Below are 23234 nucleotides of genomic sequence, written 5' to 3'. Positions count from 1 at the left end.
GTATCGCGCCAATGCTGCGACATGCGAACATCCGATCATCCCGGCGCTACGCCGCCGGTTTGGTCTAACGCCGTTGCAGGCGATCGCTGTATTGCGTGATACGCGGTCGGGGGAACGCAAATAATGCCGCGCGTTTCCCAGACGGCAAATCAGTCGCTCTTGGCGCTACCTCATCATCCGCTGGCGGAACTGTTCCCGCTTCTGCCGGAAAATGAAATGCGCGAGATGGCCGACGACATCGTCACCTATGGCCAGCGCGAGCCGATCGTGCTGCTGAACGGCATGGTGCTGGATGGCCGCAACCGGCTTGCGGCCTGTCGTTTCGCCGATATCGAGCCTCGCTTCGTCGACTATGACGGCGACGATCCGCTCGGCTTCGTGCTGTCGCTAAACCTGCACCGCCGCCACCTCACCGAAAGCCAGCGCGCCATGGTGGCGGCGCAGATCGTCGACTGGGAAGTCGGAATGAACCAGCATGCTGGGGGTGCAAATATGCCCGCCCGGAAAGCAGCAGATCGCCTCTCGATTTCCGAGCGAGCAGTGAAGGCAGCAAGGCGCATCCGCGACCACGGCGCTCCCGAGCTGGTCGAGGCGATCCGTGATGGCCGTGTCACCGTGCATGCCGGCGAAGCGCTGTCCGACCTGGCGCTCGAGGCGCAGCGCGAGGTGCTGGCGCACGAAGAAAAGCAGATTGTCGCGCGGGCGAAAGAGATCCGCGCCGCGCGGCAGAAGGTGCGCCATGCGGTTCGCCTGACCAACATGGAGCTGATCGCCGAGCGCGGCCGCGAGAGCGCGCCGCAGGCGCTGGCGCGCATCTATCCGGTCTACTACGGCGATCCCTGCTGGCAGTATGCCGTGCGCTCGGAAGTGACGGGGCGCGAGAAGAGCGCGGAAAACCACTATCCGACGATGCCGACCGACGAAATCTGCGCGTTGCTGGCCGGGCTGATCGGCGGCGACCATCCGGCGGTTTGCTTCCTGTGGGCAACGAACCCGATGCTGCTCGACGGGTTGCGGGTGCTTGAGGCTTGCGGCTTCACCTATGTGCATCACTGGATCTGGGACAAGGAGGTCGCCGGCACCGGCTACTGGGGCCGCGACCGGCACGAGATCCTGCTCATCGGCCGCCGCGGCGACATCGCAGCACCATTGCCCGGCACCCAGCCGGAGACGGTCTATCGCGAGCGCAAGGGTAAGCATTCGGCCAAGCCCGACTGGTTCGCGCATCAGATCGAGAAGCTGTTCCCCGGCCTCGCCAAGCTGGAACTATTCGCGCGCGCTGCGCGGCCTGGCTGGGATGTGTGGGGGTTCGAATCGGCGGGCGCCGTGAAGACGCGCAAGGCGCGGCGAGCATGAGCATCGACGTCATGACCAAGGTCATCCAGCGCGCGCCGGTGGCCGGCAGCAAGTTCACCTGCATGCTCGTCATGGCGAACTGGTGCAACGACGACGGTGATAGCCTCTATCCCTCGATCGACCTGCTCGCTGAAGCCATGCGGGTCAGTCGGTCCCAGGCCAAACGCATCCTGCGCTCTCTCATGCCGGTTGCACCTGCGGATGAGGCTACGGGCAATTGGTGGTTTCGGGTTGTGGGAAATGACAAGGGCGGCGCCCCCGGCATGACCAGGCGCTACGAAATGAACGTCGCTCGATTGGACACATTTCCCAAGTTGCCAGAATTCAAAAAGGCCGACGAGCGCCGACAGAAGAAGGGCGAGACGGGGCGCGCCCATGCGCCCCGTACTACCCGGCAGACGGGGCGCACCCATGCACCCCGTAGCGCCCATGAGACGGGGCGCACCCATGCGCCCCCACGGGGCGCACCCATGCGCCCCGACTCTTCAGAAGACTCATCAATAGAAAGAGAGCGCCCGATGGATGACTTTGAGAAAGCACTCAAGCGCTGGCCTGTCGTCGACAGTCCCAAGGCAGCGCGGAAGGCATGGGACGCACTGCCGATGAGGGATCGTATCGATGCGGCAAACGAGATCGATAGGTTCATCGCGGTCAATCGATCGGCGGGCAGGAACCTGATCTGCAGCTTGGCCAAGTATCTCGCCGAGCGAATGTGGCAGGCGCTGCCAGAGCGGCCGCCGCCGATCGGACCAGCGATGGCAAAGCCATCGCGGCCAGCAGCAGCAGCACCGCCGTCGCGCTTCCAGCTCAGCCGCCCAGACCTGTACCCAGAACTGTTCGGTGGTGGGGCCAAGCAACAATGAGGGCCGGGGGGTCTAAATCTCTGGGTCGAATGGGGGCTCCAACCGCTTCGGGCTCATTCAGAGGTTTTTTCTTTGGTGGGCGGATTTTGGAGTATGGCCAAGGAGCCTGAGATGGTTATCGATAAGTCACTGAAACGGTTGATGAAAAGGCAGTCGCAGCTTACGCGACCAGGATCCAACGACCATTTAATTACAACGGTCGAGCGCCGCCTGATTACCGTCACCTGCGCTGTCTGCGGCAAAGACTTCGAGGCGGTTCAGGTTGGGCGGCGGACGCCATCGACAAGATGCGACGGGGCATGCCGAAAGGAGGGCCGGCGACGCTACTCGAATGCCTACAACGCAGCTACCAAGCAGGAGCTTGCCGATTTGAGGGCACGAGCAGAGGCGGGCGAGTTCGAGGAGGCCCTGGGAGTATATTCTCGCCCGCGCGGGCCAAAGGTCGAGGGTTCTCCATACCCTAAAGCACCTCGATTTGACGGAAAGGCCTGAGATGCGCCTCAAGGGCTACTCGTCGATCGATGATATCGCCGACTGGCTCGAGCAACTCGCTCGCCAGTCCGGCGACAAGCGGTTTGAGCGCGCGCTGCGCGAGTTGCGTCGGCCGGCCGCCGCGGGCCAGCGATCGCCGGCGACGGAGAAGGCGATCAGAGGGCGCGATGACGCGATCAGAGAGGCAGCCAGCTTCTACCTCGGCTCCCGTTGGAGCCGATGCAAGCAACTGCACGAAATGCTTCTCCAGTACGAGACGACGACCTGGCGGCTGTTCGATCACCGGCTCGAGCAGATGCCCGAGGCCTACGCAAACACACCGAAAGCCGGTGCCTTCGCTGCGCTTCGATCAGGCCAACGGGTGCCTGGTCGGCGGCGTCTACAGGCGATTTTGAAGGGTGCGTAACCATCCCAATTTTGGAAATGAGCTAGGGGGTATTCGTTTCCAAGAATCATCCCCATCCTCGGGGCTCACCAAAGGAGCTGTCGATGCCGCGTGATATCCCAACCTTGCAGAGTGTGTCGCCAGAATATGCGCGCATCGCGTCGCGGCTCGCCGAGCTCTTCGATCGCGAGCACGAGCTCAACCGCCGCAAGTCCGAAATCGCAACAGCGATGTCGAATTGGGGAGCCACCGCAGACGGCGAGCACCGAAATCGGGTTGGCGACATCATCGCTGGAAAGCCCTTCGAGCCGCGTGCGTCGGTAAGCGAGCAGTTTGGCGCACAGATCGCCGACATCGAGGAAGAGCGGCGCCTCAACAAGGAAGCCATTCACCAGCTGCAGGTTCAACGGGCGGAGGAGTATACGCGAGCTTCCGGCCTGGTCTGTGCAAGCCTCGCCGACGAGCACCGCGAACTTGCGAAGACGTTTTACAGCCAGTTAGCCACGGCCGCGCAGACACGTGTCGACATCGGCCTTCTTCGGCTTGAAATCGAGCGCTCCGGCGCCTCGGCATTGTCGCTCAGCGACGTCGGCGACGATCTGCTCGACGGTTCGCTCGATCGCACTGGCGTGATTGCCCAAGAACTGCGGCGTGGCACGAGGCTGGGCTATCTGAAGGCCGAAACTGTTCCTGAGGAGCTACGCTGATGAGCGATGACGAAGGGGAAATGCATTATTTGGGCGGCGGCTTCATCACGATGTGGGACGGCAAGTCCCGCGGAAGACCGCAATATGCGATGGATGAGATGAAGCGCCGACCTCCAGCGGAGCCGCGCCCAGGACTTCGCATCACCTTGGGCGGCTACGCGAGCGTCTTCAACAAAGTACACCTCGACCATGAAGGCAAACAGATCGAGGTGTTTTCTCCGGGCTGCTTTGCTCGCGGCCTCCATGACGGACGCGCGATTCGGTTTCTCGTTCGCCATCACGAAATCAAATGCCTTGCGACAACCGCCGACAGTCTCGAATTGCTCGCCGACGACGTTGGCCTCGCCTTCCGATGTGCGCTCTCCGCGGGCGATCCCGCCGATGAAGCGATTGCGTTGGCACGCACGAATGCTGCCGGAATGTCTGTTGGTTACCGTGTCGTCCAGGACGAGGTGCGGACCATCGACGGCCACAAGGTCAGGTTCCTGCGCGATGTCAGCCTTGATGAAATTACCATCTGTCCGCCCGGGAAGGGCTGCGTGAGAGAAGCGTACTGCGTTGTCATTAACGACAATTCGCGCACGCTACGGCAGATGTGCGAGTCGAAGACGCTCGCCGATGAATGGAGTTCGGTGGCCTTTCGCCGGGCCCTTGGAAGTTTCGCCGATCAGCTCACAGGCCTGGCCACGAAATGATCGCCCTCAAATTTGTCCGGACCCTTTGGATGCGGGTCGTGCCGGACAAAAGCTCGCGCCGGCGTTTTCGGGATTTCCCGCCGGCGCGGGCGTCCAAGCGGCCCCTCTCGGCGACAATCATGCCAGGCGGGATCTCGTTGCTCTCGCGGCGACCGGAGGGCCGCTAATGTCCGCCATTTACAGCCTCGCCTTTCAGGATCGGATTGTGATCCTGTCCGATGGTGCGGTGTACGATGCCGATGGCGTCGTCTGCGAACTCGCCTCGAAGGTCTGGGTAGCCGGCCACGCGCCGTTTGCCGTAACCGGAAATGGCAACTGGGATCTCCAGCAGTGTCACGCTGAAGCGATCGTCCATCTGGCCTCCGTCGACACCGCGATCGACTATCTCGAAATTCAGCTGTCGATCGCCAAGCGTCGGCGTCTCGACGCGACAGCGCTGGCCAACGGTGCCGGGATCTTGGTCGCGGGCTACTCCCAAACGAAAGGCTTCCGCCAAGTCTACGCGCCATTTCACAACCTCGACCCTCGGTTTGAGCCGCTTGAGCTCGTCGAGGTCGAAGAATTCTCCGCCACGCCAATGATATCTGACGCCGGCGCCGCGGCGTTCGAACGGATCCTGGCGGATCTCGAGTCGATGGGGGCGGAGTTCTTTTCCGATCGGGGAGCTGATCTATTCGAGGTCCTTCGGCAGGAGCGCACAAGTCAGCCGGGTGCAGCCGGATATCAGCACCTCGTCGGTGGGCATGTTGATCTCACGATGGTCTACATGGAGGGCGTCGCCACGAAACGGTTGCGGCAGTGGCCTGATACTATCGGCCAGAAAATCCGCCCAAAACAGGCGGCACCGCAATGACAGCCCGCGGGCAGCTCGCCGCCGCGCACGCCGGCATGACCCAGTCCGAAGTGCAGGGCGCCGCCTGATGGTCTGGTTCGCGACACCCGGCAACACCACCGGCAACACGATCCATTTTGGTCCGACCACGCAGGAGCAGACCAAGCAGCCCGATCCTGTTGCCGCCGCGGCGCCGTTCTCGTTCTCGTCCGTGCTGGGGCGGCAAATCCCGATCGTCATCGGGACTGGAAAGGTTGACGGCATCCCGGTTGTCGGCGGAGCTTCAACCGTCACCACGGTCACCGGCTACACCCAGGTCAAGCTGCATACGCTACAGGGTCTAAGCGACGTCGGCGGCACGGCTTGGCTCAACGATGATCCATTCTCCCGCGTTGCCCTTGTCCCGATCCAGGGGTCTTCGCAAGTGGCTGCCTTGGGCTATCTCTTGGCCTACGATCCCTTTGGTGATGGCTATACCCTGATCCGCGTCGAGGTAAACGATGAGGTGATCTATGATGCCGAGCAAGGCATCGGTTCCTCGGAGAAGTTCCGGTTCTACGGCGGCAACCACACCGCCATCGATCCCATCACGTCGAAGGTGATCGGCGCCAATGCGGGAGCCTGGCAGAATTTCGCCATGCTATATCTCGACGGGTTCGCGGCGACGAGTCCGCCGACGGTCAAGTGCGTGATTTCCAACGCGGCGACCGAAACCCCGGAAGGCGGGCCGATCGTCTGGACAGGGACACATCCCAGCGGTGTTGTTGATGCCTTCCCTCACGGGTCCGCCTATGACCCGGCAGAGGGAGTGATTTACCAGCTTCTCGAGCCGACCGACATTCCGGGGCTCGCCGGGGTCTGGCTTGCCGTTCTGGACATCAATACGAGGCTGGAGCTCTATCGGGTGCCGCTGGAGGGCTCGGCACCGTATACGGCGGGACCGGATGTCGTTGAATACCAGTTGAGCGTTCCCATCGCTATGAACGGCAGCGGTCTGGTCTTCGTCCACCTCGCAACGCTCGTTACACCGAAGCTGACAGCGGTCTATGACGCCGCGACCGGTCATCTCGTCGCCTCCTATGTCGACACCAAAAACATGGTCTGGCTCACCGGTCAGCAGATCGGCCAGAAATGGGTGTTCTTCGGCGAAAGCTTTGACGACGCGCCGAACTGCATGGCGGCTGTTTTCGATCCTGCCACAGGCTCACTCGATGTTTCCAACATCCTGGGCTCTGGGCCGAACACCTATGTTGCCGTCAAAGGCAGGGTGACGTCTGGATTCACGTCGTTCTTTTCCGCCAACGCAAGCTTTACAGGAGACGTGGAAATCCATGAACTGATGTTCGATGGCGATGCCTGGTCGGCGGTCCTCGTCGCCAGCCTGACGGGCCTCAGAACCCTTTCCGTCAACGTGCTCTGGTTCGATCCAGCGACGGGCTATCTCATTGTGCAGGTGTCGCTGACGGGGCCGATCGACCAGTTCCTCTACCTCAACCCAGACACCGGCGCGGTGATCGATACGTTCGATGCCGGCGATGGCTACTTCAACGTCGGTGCCCTGATTCCAGTTCTGCACGATCGCCTCATCAGTCGCCCTGGTTATGTGCTGATGCTTAGGCAAACGACCTTCCCGCATTTCGACATCTACCAACTCGACATCGGTAACAAGTCGGTCTCGACCTACGCGTCAAACCTGACGGCGGAAGACGCGACCAGAATGTCCTACGTGATCGCCGACCAGAACATCGCGAGCTACATCACCGCCCTTGGCGAATATGTCTGGACCGTGCATCGGCAGCCGAACACGTTGCCGGGGTCGATCACGCTTCAAACCATGGTCACCAAGGTCATGTTCCTTGCCGGGTACCCGCCCGAGGAGCTGACCTTCGACGGCTTCACCGGGCTTTCCGGATATGGCTTCGTCATCGCCAGCGACACCAACGTCCGTACTGCCCTGCAATCGATCGCCGATATCTATACGTTTGCCTTCGCCGACACCGGCAATGGTTTCTATTTCAAGAAGCCCGGCCGGGATGCAGGCTTTGCGCTGGATGATGCCGTCACTACGGCTGATCTGGTGTTCGGCGATAGCGAGGCGGTTAAGAGCGAGGACGACGCCACGATCCGTTCAGTGGCTAGGGTCGAACTAGAATACATCTCGAAGGATCAGGGTTACACGTCGCGGCCGGCTTCTTTCGCCATGCCGGCCATCAACAATTCGATCCGCACGGAACGCTATACCTCACCGCTGGTGCTGACCGATCTCGACGCGCAGACCTTCGTCACTCAGAAATTCTTCGATCTCCAGGCGAAGCGCCGCAACCATTCGTTTTCGGTCACAGGGAAACCGGTCTATCTCCCCGGCGATGTGATCTCGGTTCCGTCAGGCGCCATCACATACACCGTCCAGATCGACAGTGTCGCGATGGACCGCAATCTTACAGCCGACATCGTCTCGCTGGAATTCCAGACCAGGGTTGCAACCACGATTACCCCAGTGACATCGATTGGATCGATAATCACGCAGATCAGCCTGGCGACGCAATACATCCATCTCGATGTCCCGCTATTCCGTTACGCCGATGATCTCGGTGGCACCGGGCTTCGACAATACGGCGTCGTCGCCGGCAGGGGACAGGCCCATTGGGCTGGTGGTGTTCTCTACAGGGGCGATGTCGCTTCGCAGCTTTCTGCTCTGCTTACCCAGGCTCCGCATGGCGGCGTCATCGGCATCTGCACGACGATGCTGAATGCGCCGGTCGACCCCTTTGCCTTGGATGATGCATCGACGGTCACGTTCCGACTCACCGCTGGCGATGCTTCATTGCTGGTCAACAAGACCGAGGATCAGGTCGTCGCCGGCCAGAACTATGCCTATATCGGCACGGAAAGCCGATGGGAGGGCGTCGGCTACAAGACGGTCACTGACAACGGGAACGGCTCCTTCACGCTCTCCGGCCTCGCTGTGCGAGGCCACAGGGGCACGGAGGTGTTCGCGGATCAACACCAGGTCGGCGATATCTTCCTGATGATCAGCGCGGATTGGCTGAAGGCGGTCGCGCATCCTCTCGCCGATCTGGACAAGACGAAATATTACAAGGCCATCGGCATCGGGCAGAACCCATCAACTGGTGTGGTGCGTCCGCATGTGATCCGGGGGGCTGCGGAAACACCCTATGCCTGCGTCAATCTTGATGCCGTGATGGGGTCTCCGGACGGCATCGATCTGTCATGGGATTACCGGTCGAGACTGGCAACCGGGCTCAATCCGGCCAACTTCGGCGAAGCAACGCTCGCGTTTGAAATCGATATCCTCGATGTCGATGGAACGACCATCCTTCGGGCGGCAATCCCGGTCACGACCAACTCGTACCACTACGCCGATGCCGACATCCTTTCCGACTTCGGCAGCTATCCCGACATCCTCTACTTCCGCGTCTACATGATGAGCGCGGTCGTTGGGCGTGGCTACAGAGCCCAAGCCGGCATCCCGCTGAATTACGAGCCCACCTTCGATTCCGACGTGTGGACGTTCGATAGCACGATCATCAGTTTCGACCAGGAGTAGGTTTATGGGCCAGCAAATTATCAATCTCGGCACGACCGCCAACGATGGAACCGGCACGAAAGCCAGGGCCGGCGGCGATATGATCAACGACAATTTCACCGAGCTCTATTCGCAGTTCGGCATCACGCCGCCCAATCCGCAGACAGGCACGACTTACACCCTCCAGCTTTCGGACATGGGCAAGTTGCTGACCTTCGACAACGCGTCCAGCATCACGGTGACATTGCCCCAGAATAGCGATGTAGCTTTCCCGGCCGGCTTCACATTCGCGGTTGTCGGCATTGGCGTCGGCGCTGTCACGATCACCGCGGATGGTGCAGCGACTATCAACGGGGACGTTGGCGTGACCTTGGATGGCCGATGGGTTGGCGCTACCTTCATTCAGACCGACACGATGGATTCGTGGGCCGCTTTCGGTAGGTTCGCATGATTACGGCGGGCTTCATGTCTTCGCAGGTGAGCGCTGGGCCGCCTCCCGAAGTTCCGGATGGCGCGGTTGCGTTCCTCGATTTCGTCAACGGCTTCTATTACGCGGACGGCGCCGAACAGAGCGTTAGCGACCTGCTTGGGGGTGGTTTCGATCCATCGTACATTTCTGGCAACGGGATGCGGATCACGACATCCAACCTGCCTCTTGCGGCTGGTGTGCTTTTCGACGAATTCGAAGCCGGACTGACCGCCGGCATGACCATCGTCTTCGAGTTCTCGCAGACCACAAACAGCGCGTTCTCGACATCACATTTCCTCATCTCGTTCGAAGATCGGACTGGGGCGCCCGACTGGTCACTGGAGGTCGAGCGGGTCAACCTCAATCGCAACACACCGAACGATGACTTCTATATCGCCGACTATGATGCGCTGGATTTCAGCGATCAGGTGGCAGAGGCTCTGTCGTCAGGCACCAATCGCCTCGCGGTGACGCTCGGGCGCGACCTTGGCGGCGGCATGTGGGGCTATGCCGTTTCCATCAACGGTTCGACGGCGCTGACCGCCGACCTTTCGTATTCCGCCGCAGATGGCTTTGCCACCAACGGTCTTGCCGTGGTTCGCATCGGTGGCCGCTTCGACGCCTGGCCAGATGGCTATATCCGTTCCATCACGCTGTATCCCGCCAAACTGCCGGCCGATCTGCCTGGGTTGAGCGCATGAGGCTCGCCGCCGCCCGGTTCCCTTGCGACGTCCACGAGGTCGCTGAGCGGTGCGGCATCCGCATTCTGAAGCCCGCGCTTCACGGCGCGATGGGCGGCCGGCCGAAGGTGTGTTTCTGCCCGAAGACTTCTCAAACGGATCGGCCAGGCGCACGGCGCCGATCATTTGCGCCTGGTGCTTCGTCTGATCTGCGAAAGTGAAGGCAACGCCGCCGAGCTGCAGGGCGACGTCATCACCCCGGTTTCGTCGGTCGTGCTGTCCGGATTGGTCGAGATCCGCGCCGACCTCTTCGACGCGATCGACCTCGGCCAGATCCGGACCTGGGCGCAGTTCGTCAAACCAGGTTGCAGCACCCAGCAGGCGATGGCGAGCGCTTTGCTTCTGATTTTCGCCGGGCCTGACATCGTGCTGCCGGCGCCGGCGGAGCCCGATCGCGCCGAGGAACGCCGGCGGGAGATCAATGCGCAAGGGGCGGGAGAACGCCATGCAACGGCGGATCAGGGCGGCCGGCGTCTCAGCTTTTCGAAGCCGTCGCTACCGCCGGAGATTGCTCCGCCTTTCGCGACATGCTCCCGATTGTAATTCCTCTCAACCATTCCGATTGTTCTCCATTCGATTCGCCATGCTCGCGCGGATAGCGGGGGCGAGCAAGCCATCGCCCCGAAGGGCGGCGCTTGACGATTGTGGCAAATCAGCGGAATCTGTCCGTGGGCGTGATAACCCGGACCAGTGGCGACCGAAAATCGTTGGCGCGATCTTAAGTCGTATCTCCCGACTATCGGGAGGACGCGCAGCTTGGCGGCTGCCGCGAACGGCCATTCATAGGCCGGGGGCGGTGGTGCTGTCCAGACCTCGCGGTTAAAAGCCACCGGCTCGTCCCACTGGCGAGTTATCACCCCCCGGCTTTGGCGCCGATCGCCATGCGGGCCGTGATAAGCCCAAACCCAGTGAGAAACCCATGCACGTCAAGGATCTGTTAAGGCACTTCACAAAGCCCGAAGCTGCCGGCGGCTTCAATCCCCGCTTTCCTCGTTTTCCCGACTCGCCCAACGCCGCATCGGCGTCAATCCTGTCGTCGCGGGCTGTCGAATTGGAGGAAAGCATCATGAACCAGCATATGTCGCGTCGCACTGTCTTTGCATCGGCCGTCTCGGCTACAGCACTTGCCTTTGGTATGACGTCCTGCAACACGGCGGCGGCCGGCGAGCGTGTCTCCGACGAGCTGGCGATGCTCATCGACAATCACCGGGAGGCCTACAGGTCGCTTGACGCGGCGGCTGCCAGGCAGAGCGCCGAGCAAACTGCCGAGGCGGATCGGCTTTTCAGCAAGGCCAGTGACATCGAAGACACCGCCATGCTGAGGGTGTGCGGTCATCGCAGCGGGTCGATGGTCGACATCATGGAGAAAGGTCGATATCTCAGCGATCATGCAGCCATGAATGGATTGGAAGATGATCAGCTCGACGCGCTGCTCAGTTCAATGGCGGCGCCGCTGCGCCTGACCCCTTCGATGTCAGGCACGTCTCTCGCGGCTCTGAGCTCGGATGATCCGGCGCTTGCCGCCATCGCGGCCTTTCAAGCAGCCAGTCGAAAATGGAGGCGCCTTGTCGATCGCCTCGACGAGGGTGAAGGCAGTGCTTTTGATCGATTTGGCCATCACCGCCCCAGCGCTTCCGTCTCATGGCGAGGACATTCGACCCTCGGCCTCCAAGACATCGAAGAATTTCGCGTTGATTTGTTGACCCACGGATTCGACCCGATGTTGGTCGAGCAGGAATACGCTGACGCCAAGGGCCGATATCGCGCTGCCGTCCAGGCCGGCAAGGATTGGGATAATAAGGCTGGCCTGACCGATCTTCGCGACCGCACCAGAGCGGCGCGGCGCGATCTGCAAACCTCGGAACGGCGCATGGCAAAGACACGACCGACGACAGTGGAGGGCGCCAGCCGATTGATGGACTGTGTTGTTCGCGACATGGTGCACGGCGATGCCGAGTGGCACCATCCGGCGCTCAAAACGGCGGCCGCAAGCATGCGCAATTTTTCACAGGGGAGGAGATCCCTGTGAGCCTCCTACATCCGTCGATTTCACTGTGGCTCAAGGCTACGCCCGACGTTCAGAGGCATGTGCTCGAGGAGGCGGAGAAACCTCGTGGCAGAAAACCGGTCGGCGCGCCAACAACCAAAAAGCAGGTACGGGCGGCGCAGCCCAACCTGATGGACCTGGCAAGCGGCATTGATCGCGATGCCGCCTCGATCGCCGCCGCACGGTGTGACAAGGGGGTGCCGTCATGAGCCGCGTCCACATTACGAAGGGCCAGGCTGAGGCCTTCGTCACCATGTGCCTTCAGCCAGTGGCGGATGATCTGACCGATACGGCCTACAATTCGGATATGCGCCTTTGCCGTGCCGACCAATGGTTCGCGGCGGAAGCCGAGATGAAATATTTGGAGGCAAAACTGACACTCCAGCACCGCCGGATGACCTATTTACGATGTGCACAAAGACCATGACCGGTCGTCGTCCAACGAAGTATGCGCCAGGAGGAAAAGGCGGCACGCTTGGCATCTAGCATGTGTCAAGCTGCTCCTGACACCCGCGCCAAGCCAACGGGACCTGGCCTGGAAACGAAAAGTGGTGGCAAAGGCGGCGCACAACCTCCCTGCGAACCAAGCGGACCTTGAAGCGGCTATCGCCGCCGACGAACGCTGGCTGGCCATGCATCCGACGCGGCGAAGCGTTTCACGGGGCACACGCGCTGTAACAGGTTGACCCAATTCGATAAAATCGACAGTCGGCCCGGCCCCTCGGTCGGGCCGGCTTGTTTCACGGGAAAAGCACTGAAACAGCCAGCATTTTCATTTATCCCGCGAGAGCCAGGCCAACCGCGATCCCGAAGCCGATTGCGACGCCGGCCATGAGGTTTCCGGCCACGCGAAGGGCTAAGGCTGCCGCAACGGCACGCCAATTCCATCTAGGCCGAGCTCGCTGCAGGCTGATCAGATCGTCGAATGCGTGGTCCATGGATGTCTCTCCTTCGCATGTAGATCGGTGCCTAGCGAAGTCGAGTTGCGTACATATGCCGTACATAACCGAAAAATCATCGGTTTGCAGGCTACGCTAAGTGCTTGGAAAAGTTGGCTCCCCGGGCCGGATTCGAACCAGCGACCAACCGGTTAACAGCCGGTTGCTCTACCACTGAGCTACCGGGGAACAGAGGCTCTCATGTGAGTGGCGCAGCCTATAGCAAACCCTTTTCCGCTTTGCAAAGAAGCATTTCGCATTTTTCCGAGGCTTTTTCGCTCAGGCGTTTCTCGCAATCGTTCGCGGATGCCCTCATATTAGCCGTCTTGCTGGTGATATGGAACCGAAAGCGCGGTTGCGGCTTTGGTTCAACGATGCTCCTGAACGGTCAAACGGGTCAATCTTTCGAGACGATGACAGCACAAGACAACCAGATGCCGGCGCGGAAAATCTCGGTTTTCGGGCGCGAGTTCAAAATGCCGCGCTCGCGCGGGCTCAGAATCGCCATCGGCATCCTGCTGACCATTGGCGGCATTCTCGGTTTCCTGCCGATCCTCGGTTTCTGGATGGTTCCGCTCGGATTGCTGGTGCTGTCCTATGAATTCGCCATGGTCCGCCGCCACCGGCGCCGCTTCGTTGTCTGGTGGCAACGACGCCGCCGACCGGATTGAGGCCGACAGCGCAGTCTCAGCGGCCGGCGTGCTCTTCCAGCGCTTCGCGGATCTGCTTGAGAATCGCCGCGGCTGAAGCGAGCTTCGCCTGGTCATGCGGCAACAGGCTGCTCGCGCTCCCAATGCACAGACGGTCGATGGCGTAGCGCAAAAGCTCTTCGCACTGCGGCAGCGACAGGCCGGACGCCGCATTCTTGTCTTCTGTCGTATCTTTTGCTGCCACTGTCGGACGCATGGCTTGTCTCCCGCCGTGCTCAACGTATGGGCCGTTGATAAGTTTCTTCCGGCGGCGAGCCATGCTTAACGACCAGCTAACGTATCGTCGTGAGGCCTGGGCCTGGCAGTTGACGGGATGCTGCCCGAACCGGCGCGGAGGAAACCGCTCGGAATGCACGGTGGCCGCTTGACGGCATTTTCGCCGCAACCTATTGGAACCGGGTGGAACGCCGGGAGCAATGAGGCCTCGTGGCGGAGTGGTTACGCAGAGGACTGCAAATCCTTGCACCCCGGTTCGATTCCGGGCGAGGCCTCCAATGCCCGGGTCCCTGCGCACCAGCGCCGGGGCCTGAAGTTCCGATCGTAATGAACCGCGGTTCTGGCGCGGCAAGCGGATTGGTTGGAACATGAGCGCTGATTTCTCCGAGCTTCGCGTCAAGATGGTCGATGGCCAGGTTCGCACCACCGATGTGACCAGCGCGCCATTGCTCGACGCAATGCTTGTCGTGCCAAGAGAAATCTTTGTCGGCGCCGACCAGCGCGATCTCGCCTATATCGACGAGGACATCCGCATTGCCGCCGGCGCGGACGGCGCGCGCTACCTCATGGAAGCATCACCGCTGGCCAAGCTTATGCAACTGGCCGAGATCAGCCCGGCCGATTCGGCGCTCGATGTCGGCTGCGGCACCGGCTATGCCTCGGCCATCCTGTCTCGGCTGGCGAAGTCCGTGGTGGCGCTCGAAAGCGATTCGGCGCTGGCCGAAACGGCCAGATCGACGCTTTCGTCGTTGGGCTGCGGCAATGTGACCGTTGTCCAGGGGACGTTGTCGCAAGGACATGCCGCCCAGGCGCCTTATGACGTCATCTTTATCGGCGGCAGCGTCGCGGACGTGCCGGCGCCGCTGCTCGACCAGCTTGCCGAAGGCGGCCGACTCGTCGCCGTCGAAGGGCAAGGCAATTCCGGCGTGGCCCGACTTTTTTTTAAGGCCGGGGGGGTTGTAACCGGAAGACGCGCGTTTAATGCGGCAATTAAGCCACTACCGGGGTTTGAACGTATTCGTGCCTTCGAATTCTGAATGATTTTGCCTTGCAGGAGAGGCTTTGTCATGGTCGCTTGCATTTGAAATCGTTGCTGATCCGCAAACTGGGGGCACTTTGAGGCTGAGCAGCAGGGAACATTGAACACGCGGCGCCGGCTGCTCAAAAGGAGAAGCTGGCGTGGCGTGGTTCCTATGGAAAACGAATGAGGGATACATGGTCCTGCCTATACGCAAGAGTCTTTTCGCCGCCGTCCTCGTTTCCGCGACCGCGCTTTCTCCCTTCTCGGCCTCGGCGGAATCCATCCTTGGTGCGCTTGCAAAGGCCTATCAATACAATTCTTCGCTGAATTCGGCCCGCGCCGGCGTCCGCGTCACCGATGAGAGCGTCGCCATCGCCAAGTCGGGATGGCGCCCGACCATCAACGGGTCGGCGAACATTGACTATTCCAGCAGCCATCTCAACGGCACCAACTCAAGCGAGCGGCTGACCACCGGCAATTTTGGCGTCCAGATCAATCAGACGCTGTTCGACGGTTTTCAAACCAAGAACAATGTCGCCGCCGCCGAAGCGCAGGTCCGCGCGTCTGTCGAAAGCCTGCGCAACACCGAAGAGAACACCCTGTTCAGCGCGGCCCAGGCGTACATGAACGTGATTCGCGACCGCCAGATCGCCGTGCTGACCGAACAGAACCTGCAATTCCTGACCGAGACGGCGCGCGCGGCGCGTTCGCGTTTTGAGGTTGGTGAAGGCACGCGTACCGACGTCGCGCAGGCCGACGCTTCGCGGGCCGCCGCCGTGGCATCGCTGAGCGCCGCCCGGGCGCAAGCGCTGGCCAGTGCCGCAAGCTATCGCCAGATCGTCGGCGACGAACCGGGCAAGCTCAAAGCCGCTTCGCCAGTGGCAAAGCTGTTGCCGTCGAGCCTCGCCGCTGCCGTCGGGGCGGCCGCGAACGAGCACCCGGCCATCCTTGCCACCCAGCATCTGGTCGACGCTGCGGCGTTTTCGGTGAAGTCGGCCGAAGGCGCGCTGCTGCCGCAGCTGTCTGCCAATGCGGGCGTTTCAAGCGCTTACCGCAACACTGTGCCGGGCGTCTTCGCGTCGCAGGACGGCACCACCAATTCGGCCAGCATCGGCGCCACGCTGAGCATCCCGATCTATTCCGGCGGCCGCACCTCGGCGATCGTGCGCCAGGACAAGGAATCGCTCAGCCAGGCCCGCATCGAGGTCGATGTCAGCCGCGACCAGGTGCGCCAGGCCGTCACCGCCGCCTGGACCGAGTACACCGCCGCGCAGCAGCAGCTGACAGCCAACAGGCAAGTGATCGAGGCCGCGAAGCTTGCACTGAGCGGCGTCATCGAAGAACGCAATGTCGGCCAGCGCACCACGCTTGATGTCCTCAACGCACAGGCGACGGTCATCACCGCCGAGATCAACCAGGCCGGCTTTGAACATGATGTGGTCGTGGCGAGCTATGCCATCCTGCAGGCGACCGGCCGCCTGTCCGTCGACCGCCTTGGCTTGCAGGTGACGAAATACAGACCTGAAGAGCACTACAACGCGGTCAAGGACAAATGGATCGGCTTGCGCACGCCGGACGGCCGCTGAGAGGTTCGGCTCGGACTTTTCGGCCCTCTGCTTGAGCGTGCTCTTTGGCTTCGCTGCCCGTCGGTTCGGGATCTGGTCTAATCTGTTGAAATCGCACAAGTCCCCAGATTGGGGATTCTCGTGCGGCGATCCGTCGGTTACGCTGTCGTCATGATTCGATCCGGCCTTGCCGGAGCGGAAATCAGCAACGGGTCACAAGGGCGGCGGATGTGACGATGGCAACGGCAAGCAGCGCACAGCGCGAACCTTCCATGGAAGAGATACTGGCTTCCATCAGGAGGATCATCGAGGACAGCGACGGCGGCCGCAAGCAGCCGGGCGACGCCGATGAGCTGCGCCAGGATCTGGAGCCTGCGTCGAGCGCCGATCCAGTTGCCGATGTCGACGCATTCCGTGCCGACCTGCATGCCGCCCCGGAGATCAAGAAGCCGGTGACGCTGGCGGAAGTCCAGGCACAATTGCCAAAGGCCGAGCCGGTGATTGCGCGGACGGAAACGCCTGTGCGCCCCGAGCCCGCCCCGGCAAAGCCATCGATGACACTTGCAGAGGTTAGCGCCCGGGTCGCCGCCGAGCCGACCCCGCCGGCCACGGCCGACGCGCCGGCAGCGCGTCCTATCGCGGCAACCGATACCCCCGTTGCCGACTGGCGGCGCGAGATCGCCGCGGTTGGTGAGCAGGCGAGGGCGGTGCTTGACAGGAGCGAGGCACGCAAGCCGGTTGCCCAGCCGCCGGTGGAGACTCCAAGGGACGAACCGACTGCGAAAGCAGCCGTCGAGCCGTCTCGTCCAGGCGCAGGCGTTGTGCAACCGGCGGCGGCCAGCGATGCGCCGCGCGTGGCCATCGTTTCCGAGCACACGGGCCGGCAGGTTGCCGCCGCCTTTGGTGAGCTTTCCGATGCGTTTGCCAGCCGCAGCAAGAAGACATTCGACGAGATGGCCGAAGAAATGCTGCGGCCGATGCTGCAGGATTGGCTGGATAACAATCTGCCGACACTGGTCGAAAGGCTGGTGCGCGAGGAGATCGAACGCGTGGCGCGCGGGGCGCAGTAGTCTCCAACACCGATCACCCTTGAAACGCCGCCCTTAGAGCGGTTCAGTGTTCGATAGAAACGCTGAACCGCTCTAACCATTTGTTTTTACGCAATTCCCTGAGGGAAAGCACTACGCGCTTTTCCCGGGAAAAACCGCTATACACTTTTCCTGGAATTGCTCTGGAGGCGGCGTTTCTGTTGGCAGGATCAGTTCGCGCTGGTCGCGAAGCAAATGAGGTTGCCGTCGGGATCCCTGACGATGAACGTGCGGGCGCCCCACGGTTCGGTTCGCAATGTCTGGTGGAAGGGAGCCTCGGCTGCCTGAAACTCCAGGAACAGCGGCTTGATGTTGTCGAGAACGATCGTCGCCGCCAGCAGGTCATCGGCCGGATTGGCGGCGAACGGAGGCTTGTCGATATGGCGCAGGTTGAGCCGCGCACCATCGCGGATGATTTGTGCGTAGAAGGGCGGCTCGCCATAGGTGAAGCGCGTCTCGAAGCCGAGCTTTTGCCGGTAGAAATCACAGGCCGCTTCGATATCGGAGACAAAGAGCTGTGGTTCGGCAAAGGCCAGGAACGGTCTTGCGGCATCTGTTGCTGTGCGGTCGGTCACAGTTTGAAGGCCTTTCTTCAGCGCCAGCCAGCTCTCGAAACCTGACTTCCTGGCGACCAGTTCCTGGGCATCGGCAAGTTTGAAGCCGTGATCGAGGATCTGGCTGTCGGTCAGATGGCGGAAGCGCGGCAATATCGATCCAATCGCATCGGCGACGGGATAGTACCGCTCGCGATGCCATTTGAGATAGAGCTTGGCCTGTTTCTTGTGGTGTTCGAGGGTCGGCATGGGCGCATTGCGGGGTTGAGGTGGCGTAGGCGGGCAATGCCCCTCCGGCCGGAAGCCGATGCGCCCTACAGCAGCGTTGGCAGGGTATTTCGGGCGACACCTGCCGGTCAAGGCGCGAGCGCTGCGCCTTTTCCCGGGGAACAGGCGCCTGCTATTCTGATCGATGAATCGCAAATGCGTCTTCCTTGACCTGATCCAGGCCGTGTCTATTTGACGTTGAGGGTCCGAGGCAGCCCCTGCGGTTGACTTGGCCAAAACCTTCCGATTTACACCGGACCAGCAAAACTCCCGACAGCGCGGACCATTTTCCCATGCTTGAAAAGACCTACGACGCAAAAACCGTCGAGCCGAAGATCGCCAAAGTCTGGGAAGAGGCCGACGCGTTTCGCGCCGGTGCCGGGGCCGAGGAGGGCGCGGAAGCCTTCACCATCGTCATCCCGCCGCCGAACGTGACCGGCTCGCTGCATATGGGCCACGCGCTCAACAACACGCTGCAGGACATATTGGTGCGCTTCGAGCGCATGCGCGGCAAGAACGTGCTGTGGCAGCCAGGCATGGACCATGCCGGCATCGCCACGCAAATGGTGGTCGAGCGCCAGTTGATGGAAAAGCAGATCCACCGCCGCGACCTGACGCGTGAGCAGTTCATCGAGAAAGTGTGGGAGTGGAAGGCCGAATCGGGTGGGGCGATCTTCAACCAGCTGAAGCGGCTCGGCGCCTCGGCTGACTGGTCGCGCGAACGCTTCACCATGGACGAGGGTCTGTCCAAGGCCGTGCTCGAAGTGTTCGTCACGCTCTACAAGGAAGGGCTGATCTACAAGGACAAGCGCCTTGTGAACTGGGATCCCAAGCTCCTCACTGCGATCTCCGATCTCGAGGTCGAGCAACAGGAGGTCAACGGCAATCTCTGGCACTTCCGCTATCCCATCGAGGGCCAGGTCTTCGATCCGGAGAATCCAAAAACCTTCATCACCGTGGCGACGACACGCCCCGAGACGATGCTGGGCGACACCGCTGTCGCCGTGCACCCCGACGACGAGCGTTTCCGGCATCTGGTCGGCAAGAACATCGTCCTGCCGATCGTCGGCCGCAAGATCCCGGTGGTGGCGGACGAGTATTCTGATCCGGAAAAAGGCTCGGGCGCGGTCAAGATCACGCCGGCGCATGACTTCAACGACTTCGAGGTCGGCAAGCGCCACAAGCTGCCGGCAATCAACATCCTCACTGTCGAGGCGGCAGTAAGCCTCAAGGACAATGAGGATTTCCTTGCCGGTCTCGAGGTGACGCCGGAGCGGCAGGCGGTCTGGGACGAACTCGACGGCCTCGACCGCTTCATTGCGCGCAAGAAGATCGTCGAGCTGATGGAACAAGGCGGCTTCCTCGAAAAGGTCGAGCCGCATCGCCACGCGGTGCCGCATGGCGACCGCGGCGGCGTGCCGATCGAGCCGTTCCTGACCGAGCAGTGGTATGCGAACGCAGCTGAGCTCGCCAAGCCGGCGATCGCCTCGGTGCGCGAAGGCCGCACGAATTTCGTGCCGAAGAACTGGGAGAAGACCTATTTCGACTGGATGGAAAACATCCAACCCTGGTGTATCTCGCGCCAGCTGTGGTGGGGTCACCAGATTCCGGCCTGGTATGGGCCGGACGGGCGCGTCTTCGTCGAGAAGACCGAGGAAGAGGCACTGAGTGCTGCGATCGAATATTATCTGGCGCTGGAAGGGCCGTGGAAGGCCTGGGTCGAGGACAAGCTCGAGAATTTCAAGCCGGGCGAGATCCTGATCCGCGACGAGGACGTGCTCGACACCTGGTTCTCGTCGGCGCTGTGGCCGTTCTCGACGTTGGGCTGGCCGGATGAGACGCCCGAGCTGAAGACCTACTACCAGACCGACGTGCTGGTCACCGGCTTCGACATCATCTTCTTCTGGGTCGCCCGGATGATGATGATGGGCCTGCATTTCATGGACGAGGAGCCTTTCCACACCGTCTATGTCCATGCGCTGGTGCGCGACAAGAACGGGCAGAAGATGTCGAAGTCGAAAGGCAACGTCATCGATCCGCTCGACCTCATCGACGAATACGGCGCCGATGCATTGCGTTTCACGCTGACGGTGATGGCAGCGCAAGGCCGCGACGTGAAGCTCGATCCGGCGCGCATCGCCGGCTATCGCAATTTCGGCACCAAGCTGTGGAACGCGACGCGCTTCGCCGAGATGAACGAAGTCGCGCGCAATGACGATTTCTGGCTGAACGATGCCAAGCTTGCGGTCAACCGCTGGATCCTCACCGAACTGACGCGGGCCGCGCGTGAGATCACGGACGGCATCACCTCATACCGCTTCAACGAGGCGGCGGGAGCCGCTTATCGCTTCGTCTGGAACCTGTTCTGCGATTGGTATCTGGAATTGCTGAAGCCGGTGTTCATGGGCACGGACGAGGCGGCCAAGGCCGAAAGCCGCGCCTGCGTCGCCTTCGTGCTCGACGAGATCTACAAGCTGCTGCATCCGATGATGCCGTTCATGACCGAGGAGCTGTGGGCGCAGACCGCTGGCGAAGGCAAGGAGCGGCCGTCGCTGCTGTGCCATGCGGCGTGGCCTTCGCCGGACTTCGAGGACGCCGACGCTGCCGCCGACATCAACTGGCTGGTCGACCTCGTCTCCGGCATCCGCTCGGTGCGCTCCGAGATGAACGTGCCGCCGGCTGCAATCGCGCCGCTCGTCGTGGTCGGCGCCAACGAGGTGACACGCGAACGGCTCGTTCGCGAGGATTCGGCGATCAAGCGGCTGGCGCGGGTCGGCGACATCTCTCTGGCCGATGTCGCGCCAAAAGGCTCGGCGCAGATCGTGCTCAATGAGGCGACCATCTGTCTGCCGCTTGGCAGCCTGATCGACCTCGCCGCCGAGGCGGCACGGCTGCAGAAGGAACTGGCCAAGGTGACCGAGGAAATCGCGCGCCTGCACAAGAAGCTGTCGAACGAAAGATTCGTCGCCAGCGCGCCGGCCGAGATCGTCGATGCCGAGCGTGAAAAGCTCACCGAATATCGCGACGCGCAAGACAAGCTTTCGGTGGCGTTGACCATGGTTCGCGACGCGGGTTGAGGGGCAGATTCGTGGTGCTTCGACCCGTCTCGAAATCGGAGCTTTTTGCCTCGAAAATAGGCATTCCGTTGCGTTAATGTTGACGTAAACGGAAAGTTTTGGCCCCATTGTTGCCATAATGTAACAATGGGGCCCTGGAACCCCAAAACCTACTATTTTTGAACCTTTTGGGCCGTTTTTTCTCCCGTTTTGAGGGCGGCACACGCACCAGATGCTGTTTTTCGGCCTAACGGGACCAGCTTGCATTATGTCAAAAATGCGCTTGGCGAACATGTACATGTACGCCCGATGAATTCGTTATTGCACCGTTAACCTGAATTGGTTCTAGCTTGCCGCACTCGAATTCGGGGAGGACATTCATGACTATTTTGCGACTGAAAGCACTGCTGGGGGCGGGGTGCTTTTCGCTGGCTTTGATCGGGACGGCGACAAACTCGGCGCATGCCGGCGGCATCGAGCGCGGCGGCTACGACATCGATCTTCTGTTCGATCCGGCTCCGTTCGCCACCGAAGCGGAATCGACCTATGTGATGCCGCAACGCAAACTCAAGAATGGTGTGGATACCGACCCGAGCGATGGCAATCTGACCTTCCTGGGCAGTTCGACGAAAGACAGCGAGAGCTACTGGGTGCCGCGCATCGGCGTCAAGGCTGAGGTGGTCAAGGGGATCGACTGTATGTTCGACTATTCCCAACCTTGGGGCGCGCACACAAATCCGGGTCTGTGGGCCGGTGCCGAGTCCAATATGGAAACCGACATCAAGAGCAACAACTACGCCGGCACGTGTTCCTACAAGATGGATGCCGGCAAAGGCCAGATTCGCTTCATCGGCGGCGTCTACTACCAGGAAGTCTATGGCTTCAAGGAAGACCTGGTGTCGCCGCTGGTGCCGGACTTCCAGGGCACCGGTCGTGTTGATCTCAAAGGTACCGGCTGGGGCTGGCGCGCCGGCCTCGCCTATGAAATCCCTGAGATCGCGCTGCGCGCCAGCCTGGTCTACAATTCGCGGGTCAAGCTCGACAACATCTCAGGCACACTGGACCTGACGCATGTTGGCAGTGTCGTGCTGCCGATCTATGGCTCGACGCAGTACATGCCGGACACTGTAGAATTGAAATTGCAGTCGGGCATCGCGCCCGGCTGGCTCGCCTTTGGTTCGCTGAAGTGGGTCAATTGGAGCCTGCTGCAAAGTGTTCCGATTTGCGTCGTAGGTACTCCCGCCGCGGCATGCGTTACGGGTGATGCTCTGCATTCAGGCCAGATCACCTCGCTGGACCTGATGTACCGTGATGGTTGGACCGTCACCGGCGGCATCGGCCACAAGTTCAACGATGCGTGGAGTGCGGCCGGCCAGCTTTCCTGGGATCGTGGCACTTCGCATGGCTATGGCTCGCAGACTGATACCTGGACAGTGGGCGGCGGCGTCGCCTACACGCCCAAGCCCAACATCGAGGTGCGTCTGGCTGGCGCGATCGGCGTGATGACCAGCGGTCATTCGGGAACGGTGGCTGGCGAGAACGGTTTTGTGGCCGGCGAGGAAGTCAGCTATGACTTCGGCAACGATCTGGTCACGGCGATTTCGGGTGGTCTCAAGATTAAGTTCTAAGTCTCTGGAAAATCGAATGAAAAGGCCGGGCATTGCCCGGCCTTTCTTGTTTGTGCCG

Annotated in this window: 21 protein-coding genes and 2 tRNA genes; 20 read left to right on the top strand and 3 right to left on the bottom strand. The window is 61.3% G+C overall.

The features are described 5' to 3' along the window. Positions 1–123 precede the first annotated feature (123 nt). The 13 genes from ACFFNA_RS32600 to ACFFNA_RS32540 all read left to right on the top strand — a co-directional run bounded on the left by ACFFNA_RS32600 (position 124) and on the right by ACFFNA_RS32540 (position 12560). Positions 124–1356: an MT-A70 family methyltransferase gene (locus tag ACFFNA_RS32600; RefSeq protein WP_378923880.1), complete on the top strand. Its 1233-nt coding sequence runs from the start codon at positions 124–126 to the stop codon at positions 1354–1356. After that, positions 1353–2219: an LvrA C-terminal domain-related protein gene (locus ACFFNA_RS32595; RefSeq protein ID WP_378923879.1), complete on the top strand. Its 867-nt coding sequence runs from the start codon at positions 1353–1355 to the stop codon at positions 2217–2219. Before ACFFNA_RS32600 ends, ACFFNA_RS32595 begins: the two co-directional genes overlap by 4 nt. Before the next feature lie 493 nt (positions 2220–2712). Then, positions 2713–3117, top strand: a complete 405-nt coding sequence (locus ACFFNA_RS32590; RefSeq protein ID WP_378923878.1) for a hypothetical protein — start codon at positions 2713–2715, stop codon at positions 3115–3117. 83 nt (positions 3118–3200) lie between these two features. Continuing rightward, positions 3201–3803, top strand: a complete 603-nt coding sequence (locus ACFFNA_RS32585; protein WP_378923877.1) for a hypothetical protein — start codon at positions 3201–3203, stop codon at positions 3801–3803. After that, positions 3803–4498 carry an HK97 family phage prohead protease gene (locus ACFFNA_RS32580; RefSeq protein ID WP_378923876.1) on the top strand — a complete coding sequence of 232 codons (696 nt, stop codon included), beginning with the start codon at positions 3803–3805 and terminating at the stop codon, positions 4496–4498. The genes ACFFNA_RS32585 and ACFFNA_RS32580 overlap by 1 nt, the downstream gene beginning before the upstream one ends. A 166-nt stretch (positions 4499–4664) precedes the next feature. Beyond that, entirely contained in the window at positions 4665–5351 is a 687-nt protein-coding gene (locus tag ACFFNA_RS32575; RefSeq protein WP_378923875.1) for a hypothetical protein, read from the top strand. A 67-nt stretch (positions 5352–5418) separates the two neighbouring features. Next, positions 5419–8898, top strand: coding sequence for a phage tail protein (locus tag ACFFNA_RS32570; protein ID WP_378923874.1), 3480 nt, complete (start codon positions 5419–5421; stop codon positions 8896–8898). 4 nt (positions 8899–8902) lie between these two features. Beyond that, positions 8903–9328, top strand: a complete 426-nt coding sequence (locus tag ACFFNA_RS32565; protein ID WP_378923873.1) for a hypothetical protein — start codon at positions 8903–8905, stop codon at positions 9326–9328. Between the two features lie 14 nt (positions 9329–9342). After that, entirely contained in the window at positions 9343–10047 is a 705-nt protein-coding gene (locus ACFFNA_RS32560) for a hypothetical protein (protein ID WP_378923872.1), read from the top strand. Positions 10048–10212: 165 nt separating this feature from the next. Continuing rightward, entirely contained in the window at positions 10213–10629 is a 417-nt protein-coding gene (locus tag ACFFNA_RS32555) for a hypothetical protein (protein ID WP_378923871.1), read from the top strand. A gap of 646 nt (positions 10630–11275) precedes the next feature. Continuing rightward, positions 11276–12115, top strand: coding sequence for a hypothetical protein (locus tag ACFFNA_RS32550; protein ID WP_378923870.1), 840 nt, complete (start codon positions 11276–11278; stop codon positions 12113–12115). Continuing rightward, a complete protein-coding gene (locus ACFFNA_RS32545; protein ID WP_378923869.1) occupies positions 12112–12342 on the top strand; it encodes a hypothetical protein in 231 nt (76 codons plus the stop codon). The genes ACFFNA_RS32550 and ACFFNA_RS32545 overlap by 4 nt, the downstream gene beginning before the upstream one ends. Then, positions 12339–12560 (top strand): hypothetical protein, encoded by a 222-nt coding sequence (locus tag ACFFNA_RS32540; protein ID WP_378923868.1) that lies wholly within the window; start codon positions 12339–12341, stop codon positions 12558–12560. Before ACFFNA_RS32545 ends, ACFFNA_RS32540 begins: the two co-directional genes overlap by 4 nt. Before the next feature lie 625 nt (positions 12561–13185). On the opposite strand, the gene ACFFNA_RS32535 is transcribed toward ACFFNA_RS32540, so the two are convergent. Continuing rightward, positions 13186–13260 (bottom strand) — tRNA-Asn (locus tag ACFFNA_RS32535). Positions 13261–13484: 224 nt separating this feature from the next. Between ACFFNA_RS32535 and ACFFNA_RS32530 the strand changes: the two genes are divergently transcribed. Next, positions 13485–13742 (top strand): hypothetical protein, encoded by a 258-nt coding sequence (locus ACFFNA_RS32530; RefSeq protein WP_111547644.1) that lies wholly within the window; start codon positions 13485–13487, stop codon positions 13740–13742. Positions 13743–13758: 16 nt separating this feature from the next. Here the strand turns inward: ACFFNA_RS32530 and ACFFNA_RS32525 are convergent, their stop codons facing one another. Then, positions 13759–13977 (bottom strand): hypothetical protein, encoded by a 219-nt coding sequence (locus ACFFNA_RS32525; RefSeq protein WP_378923867.1) that lies wholly within the window; start codon positions 13975–13977, stop codon positions 13759–13761. A gap of 224 nt (positions 13978–14201) precedes the next feature. On the opposite strand from ACFFNA_RS32525, the gene ACFFNA_RS32520 reads away from it, so the two are divergent. The 4 genes from ACFFNA_RS32520 (at position 14202) to ACFFNA_RS32505 (ending at position 17653) form a co-directional block, all read left to right on the top strand. Continuing rightward, positions 14202–14275, top strand: a tRNA-Cys gene (locus ACFFNA_RS32520). A gap of 90 nt (positions 14276–14365) precedes the next feature. After that, complete coding sequence (locus tag ACFFNA_RS32515; protein ID WP_111547393.1) at positions 14366–15034, top strand: protein-L-isoaspartate O-methyltransferase family protein; 669 nt, start codon at positions 14366–14368, stop codon at positions 15032–15034. A gap of 178 nt (positions 15035–15212) precedes the next feature. After that, entirely contained in the window at positions 15213–16604 is a 1392-nt protein-coding gene (locus ACFFNA_RS32510) for a TolC family outer membrane protein (protein ID WP_208647153.1), read from the top strand. Positions 16605–16819: 215 nt separating this feature from the next. Beyond that, positions 16820–17653: a PopZ family protein gene (locus ACFFNA_RS32505; RefSeq protein WP_378923866.1), complete on the top strand. Its 834-nt coding sequence runs from the start codon at positions 16820–16822 to the stop codon at positions 17651–17653. 188 nt (positions 17654–17841) lie between these two features. Here the strand turns inward: ACFFNA_RS32505 and ACFFNA_RS32500 are convergent, their stop codons facing one another. Further along, on the bottom strand, positions 17842–18474 hold the full coding sequence (locus ACFFNA_RS32500) for a bleomycin resistance protein (protein WP_378923865.1): 633 nt from the start codon (positions 18472–18474) through the stop codon (positions 17842–17844). Positions 18475–18785: 311 nt separating this feature from the next. Between ACFFNA_RS32500 and ACFFNA_RS32495 the strand changes: the two genes are divergently transcribed. Next, entirely contained in the window at positions 18786–21569 is a 2784-nt protein-coding gene (locus ACFFNA_RS32495; RefSeq protein WP_378923864.1) for a valine--tRNA ligase, read from the top strand. Positions 21570–21928: 359 nt separating this feature from the next. After that, positions 21929–23176: an outer membrane protein transport protein gene (locus ACFFNA_RS32490; RefSeq protein WP_378923863.1), complete on the top strand. Its 1248-nt coding sequence runs from the start codon at positions 21929–21931 to the stop codon at positions 23174–23176. Positions 23177–23234: the final 58 nt, after the last annotated feature.

Source organism: Mesorhizobium kowhaii (assembly GCF_042431665.1).
GTDB classification, from domain to species: Bacteria; Pseudomonadota; Alphaproteobacteria; order Rhizobiales; family Rhizobiaceae; genus Mesorhizobium; species Mesorhizobium kowhaii.
This window is presented reverse-complemented; position numbering and strand designations above follow the sequence as displayed.

What these genes read in the sequence shown, in the direction of transcription:
- ACFFNA_RS32600 (WP_378923880.1), top strand. Translation starts at nt 124, where the DNA reads ATGCCGCGCGTTTCCCAGACGGCAAATCAGTCGCTCTTGGCGCTACCT.
- ACFFNA_RS32595 (WP_378923879.1), top strand. Translation starts at nt 1,353, where the DNA reads ATGAGCATCGACGTCATGACCAAGGTCATCCAGCGCGCGCCGGTGGCC.
- ACFFNA_RS32590 (WP_378923878.1), top strand. Translation starts at nt 2,713, where the DNA reads ATGCGCCTCAAGGGCTACTCGTCGATCGATGATATCGCCGACTGGCTC.
- ACFFNA_RS32585 (WP_378923877.1), top strand. Translation starts at nt 3,201, where the DNA reads ATGCCGCGTGATATCCCAACCTTGCAGAGTGTGTCGCCAGAATATGCG.
- ACFFNA_RS32580 (WP_378923876.1), top strand. Translation starts at nt 3,803, where the DNA reads ATGAGCGATGACGAAGGGGAAATGCATTATTTGGGCGGCGGCTTCATC.
- ACFFNA_RS32575 (WP_378923875.1), top strand. Translation starts at nt 4,665, where the DNA reads ATGTCCGCCATTTACAGCCTCGCCTTTCAGGATCGGATTGTGATCCTG.
- ACFFNA_RS32570 (WP_378923874.1), top strand. Translation starts at nt 5,419, where the DNA reads ATGGTCTGGTTCGCGACACCCGGCAACACCACCGGCAACACGATCCAT.
- ACFFNA_RS32565 (WP_378923873.1), top strand. Translation starts at nt 8,903, where the DNA reads ATGGGCCAGCAAATTATCAATCTCGGCACGACCGCCAACGATGGAACC.
- ACFFNA_RS32560 (WP_378923872.1), top strand. Translation starts at nt 9,343, where the DNA reads ATGTCTTCGCAGGTGAGCGCTGGGCCGCCTCCCGAAGTTCCGGATGGC.
- ACFFNA_RS32550 (WP_378923870.1), top strand. Translation starts at nt 11,276, where the DNA reads ATGCTCATCGACAATCACCGGGAGGCCTACAGGTCGCTTGACGCGGCG.
- ACFFNA_RS32540 (WP_378923868.1), top strand. Translation starts at nt 12,339, where the DNA reads ATGAGCCGCGTCCACATTACGAAGGGCCAGGCTGAGGCCTTCGTCACC.
- ACFFNA_RS32530 (WP_111547644.1), top strand. Translation starts at nt 13,485, where the DNA reads ATGACAGCACAAGACAACCAGATGCCGGCGCGGAAAATCTCGGTTTTC.
- ACFFNA_RS32525 (WP_378923867.1), bottom strand. Translation starts at nt 13,977, where the DNA reads ATGCGTCCGACAGTGGCAGCAAAAGATACGACAGAAGACAAGAATGCG.
- ACFFNA_RS32515 (WP_111547393.1), top strand. Translation starts at nt 14,366, where the DNA reads ATGAGCGCTGATTTCTCCGAGCTTCGCGTCAAGATGGTCGATGGCCAG.
- ACFFNA_RS32510 (WP_208647153.1), top strand. Translation starts at nt 15,213, where the DNA reads ATGGTCCTGCCTATACGCAAGAGTCTTTTCGCCGCCGTCCTCGTTTCC.
- ACFFNA_RS32505 (WP_378923866.1), top strand. Translation starts at nt 16,820, where the DNA reads ATGGCAACGGCAAGCAGCGCACAGCGCGAACCTTCCATGGAAGAGATA.
- ACFFNA_RS32500 (WP_378923865.1), bottom strand. Translation starts at nt 18,474, where the DNA reads ATGCCGACCCTCGAACACCACAAGAAACAGGCCAAGCTCTATCTCAAA.
- ACFFNA_RS32495 (WP_378923864.1), top strand. Translation starts at nt 18,786, where the DNA reads ATGCTTGAAAAGACCTACGACGCAAAAACCGTCGAGCCGAAGATCGCC.
- ACFFNA_RS32490 (WP_378923863.1), top strand. Translation starts at nt 21,929, where the DNA reads ATGACTATTTTGCGACTGAAAGCACTGCTGGGGGCGGGGTGCTTTTCG.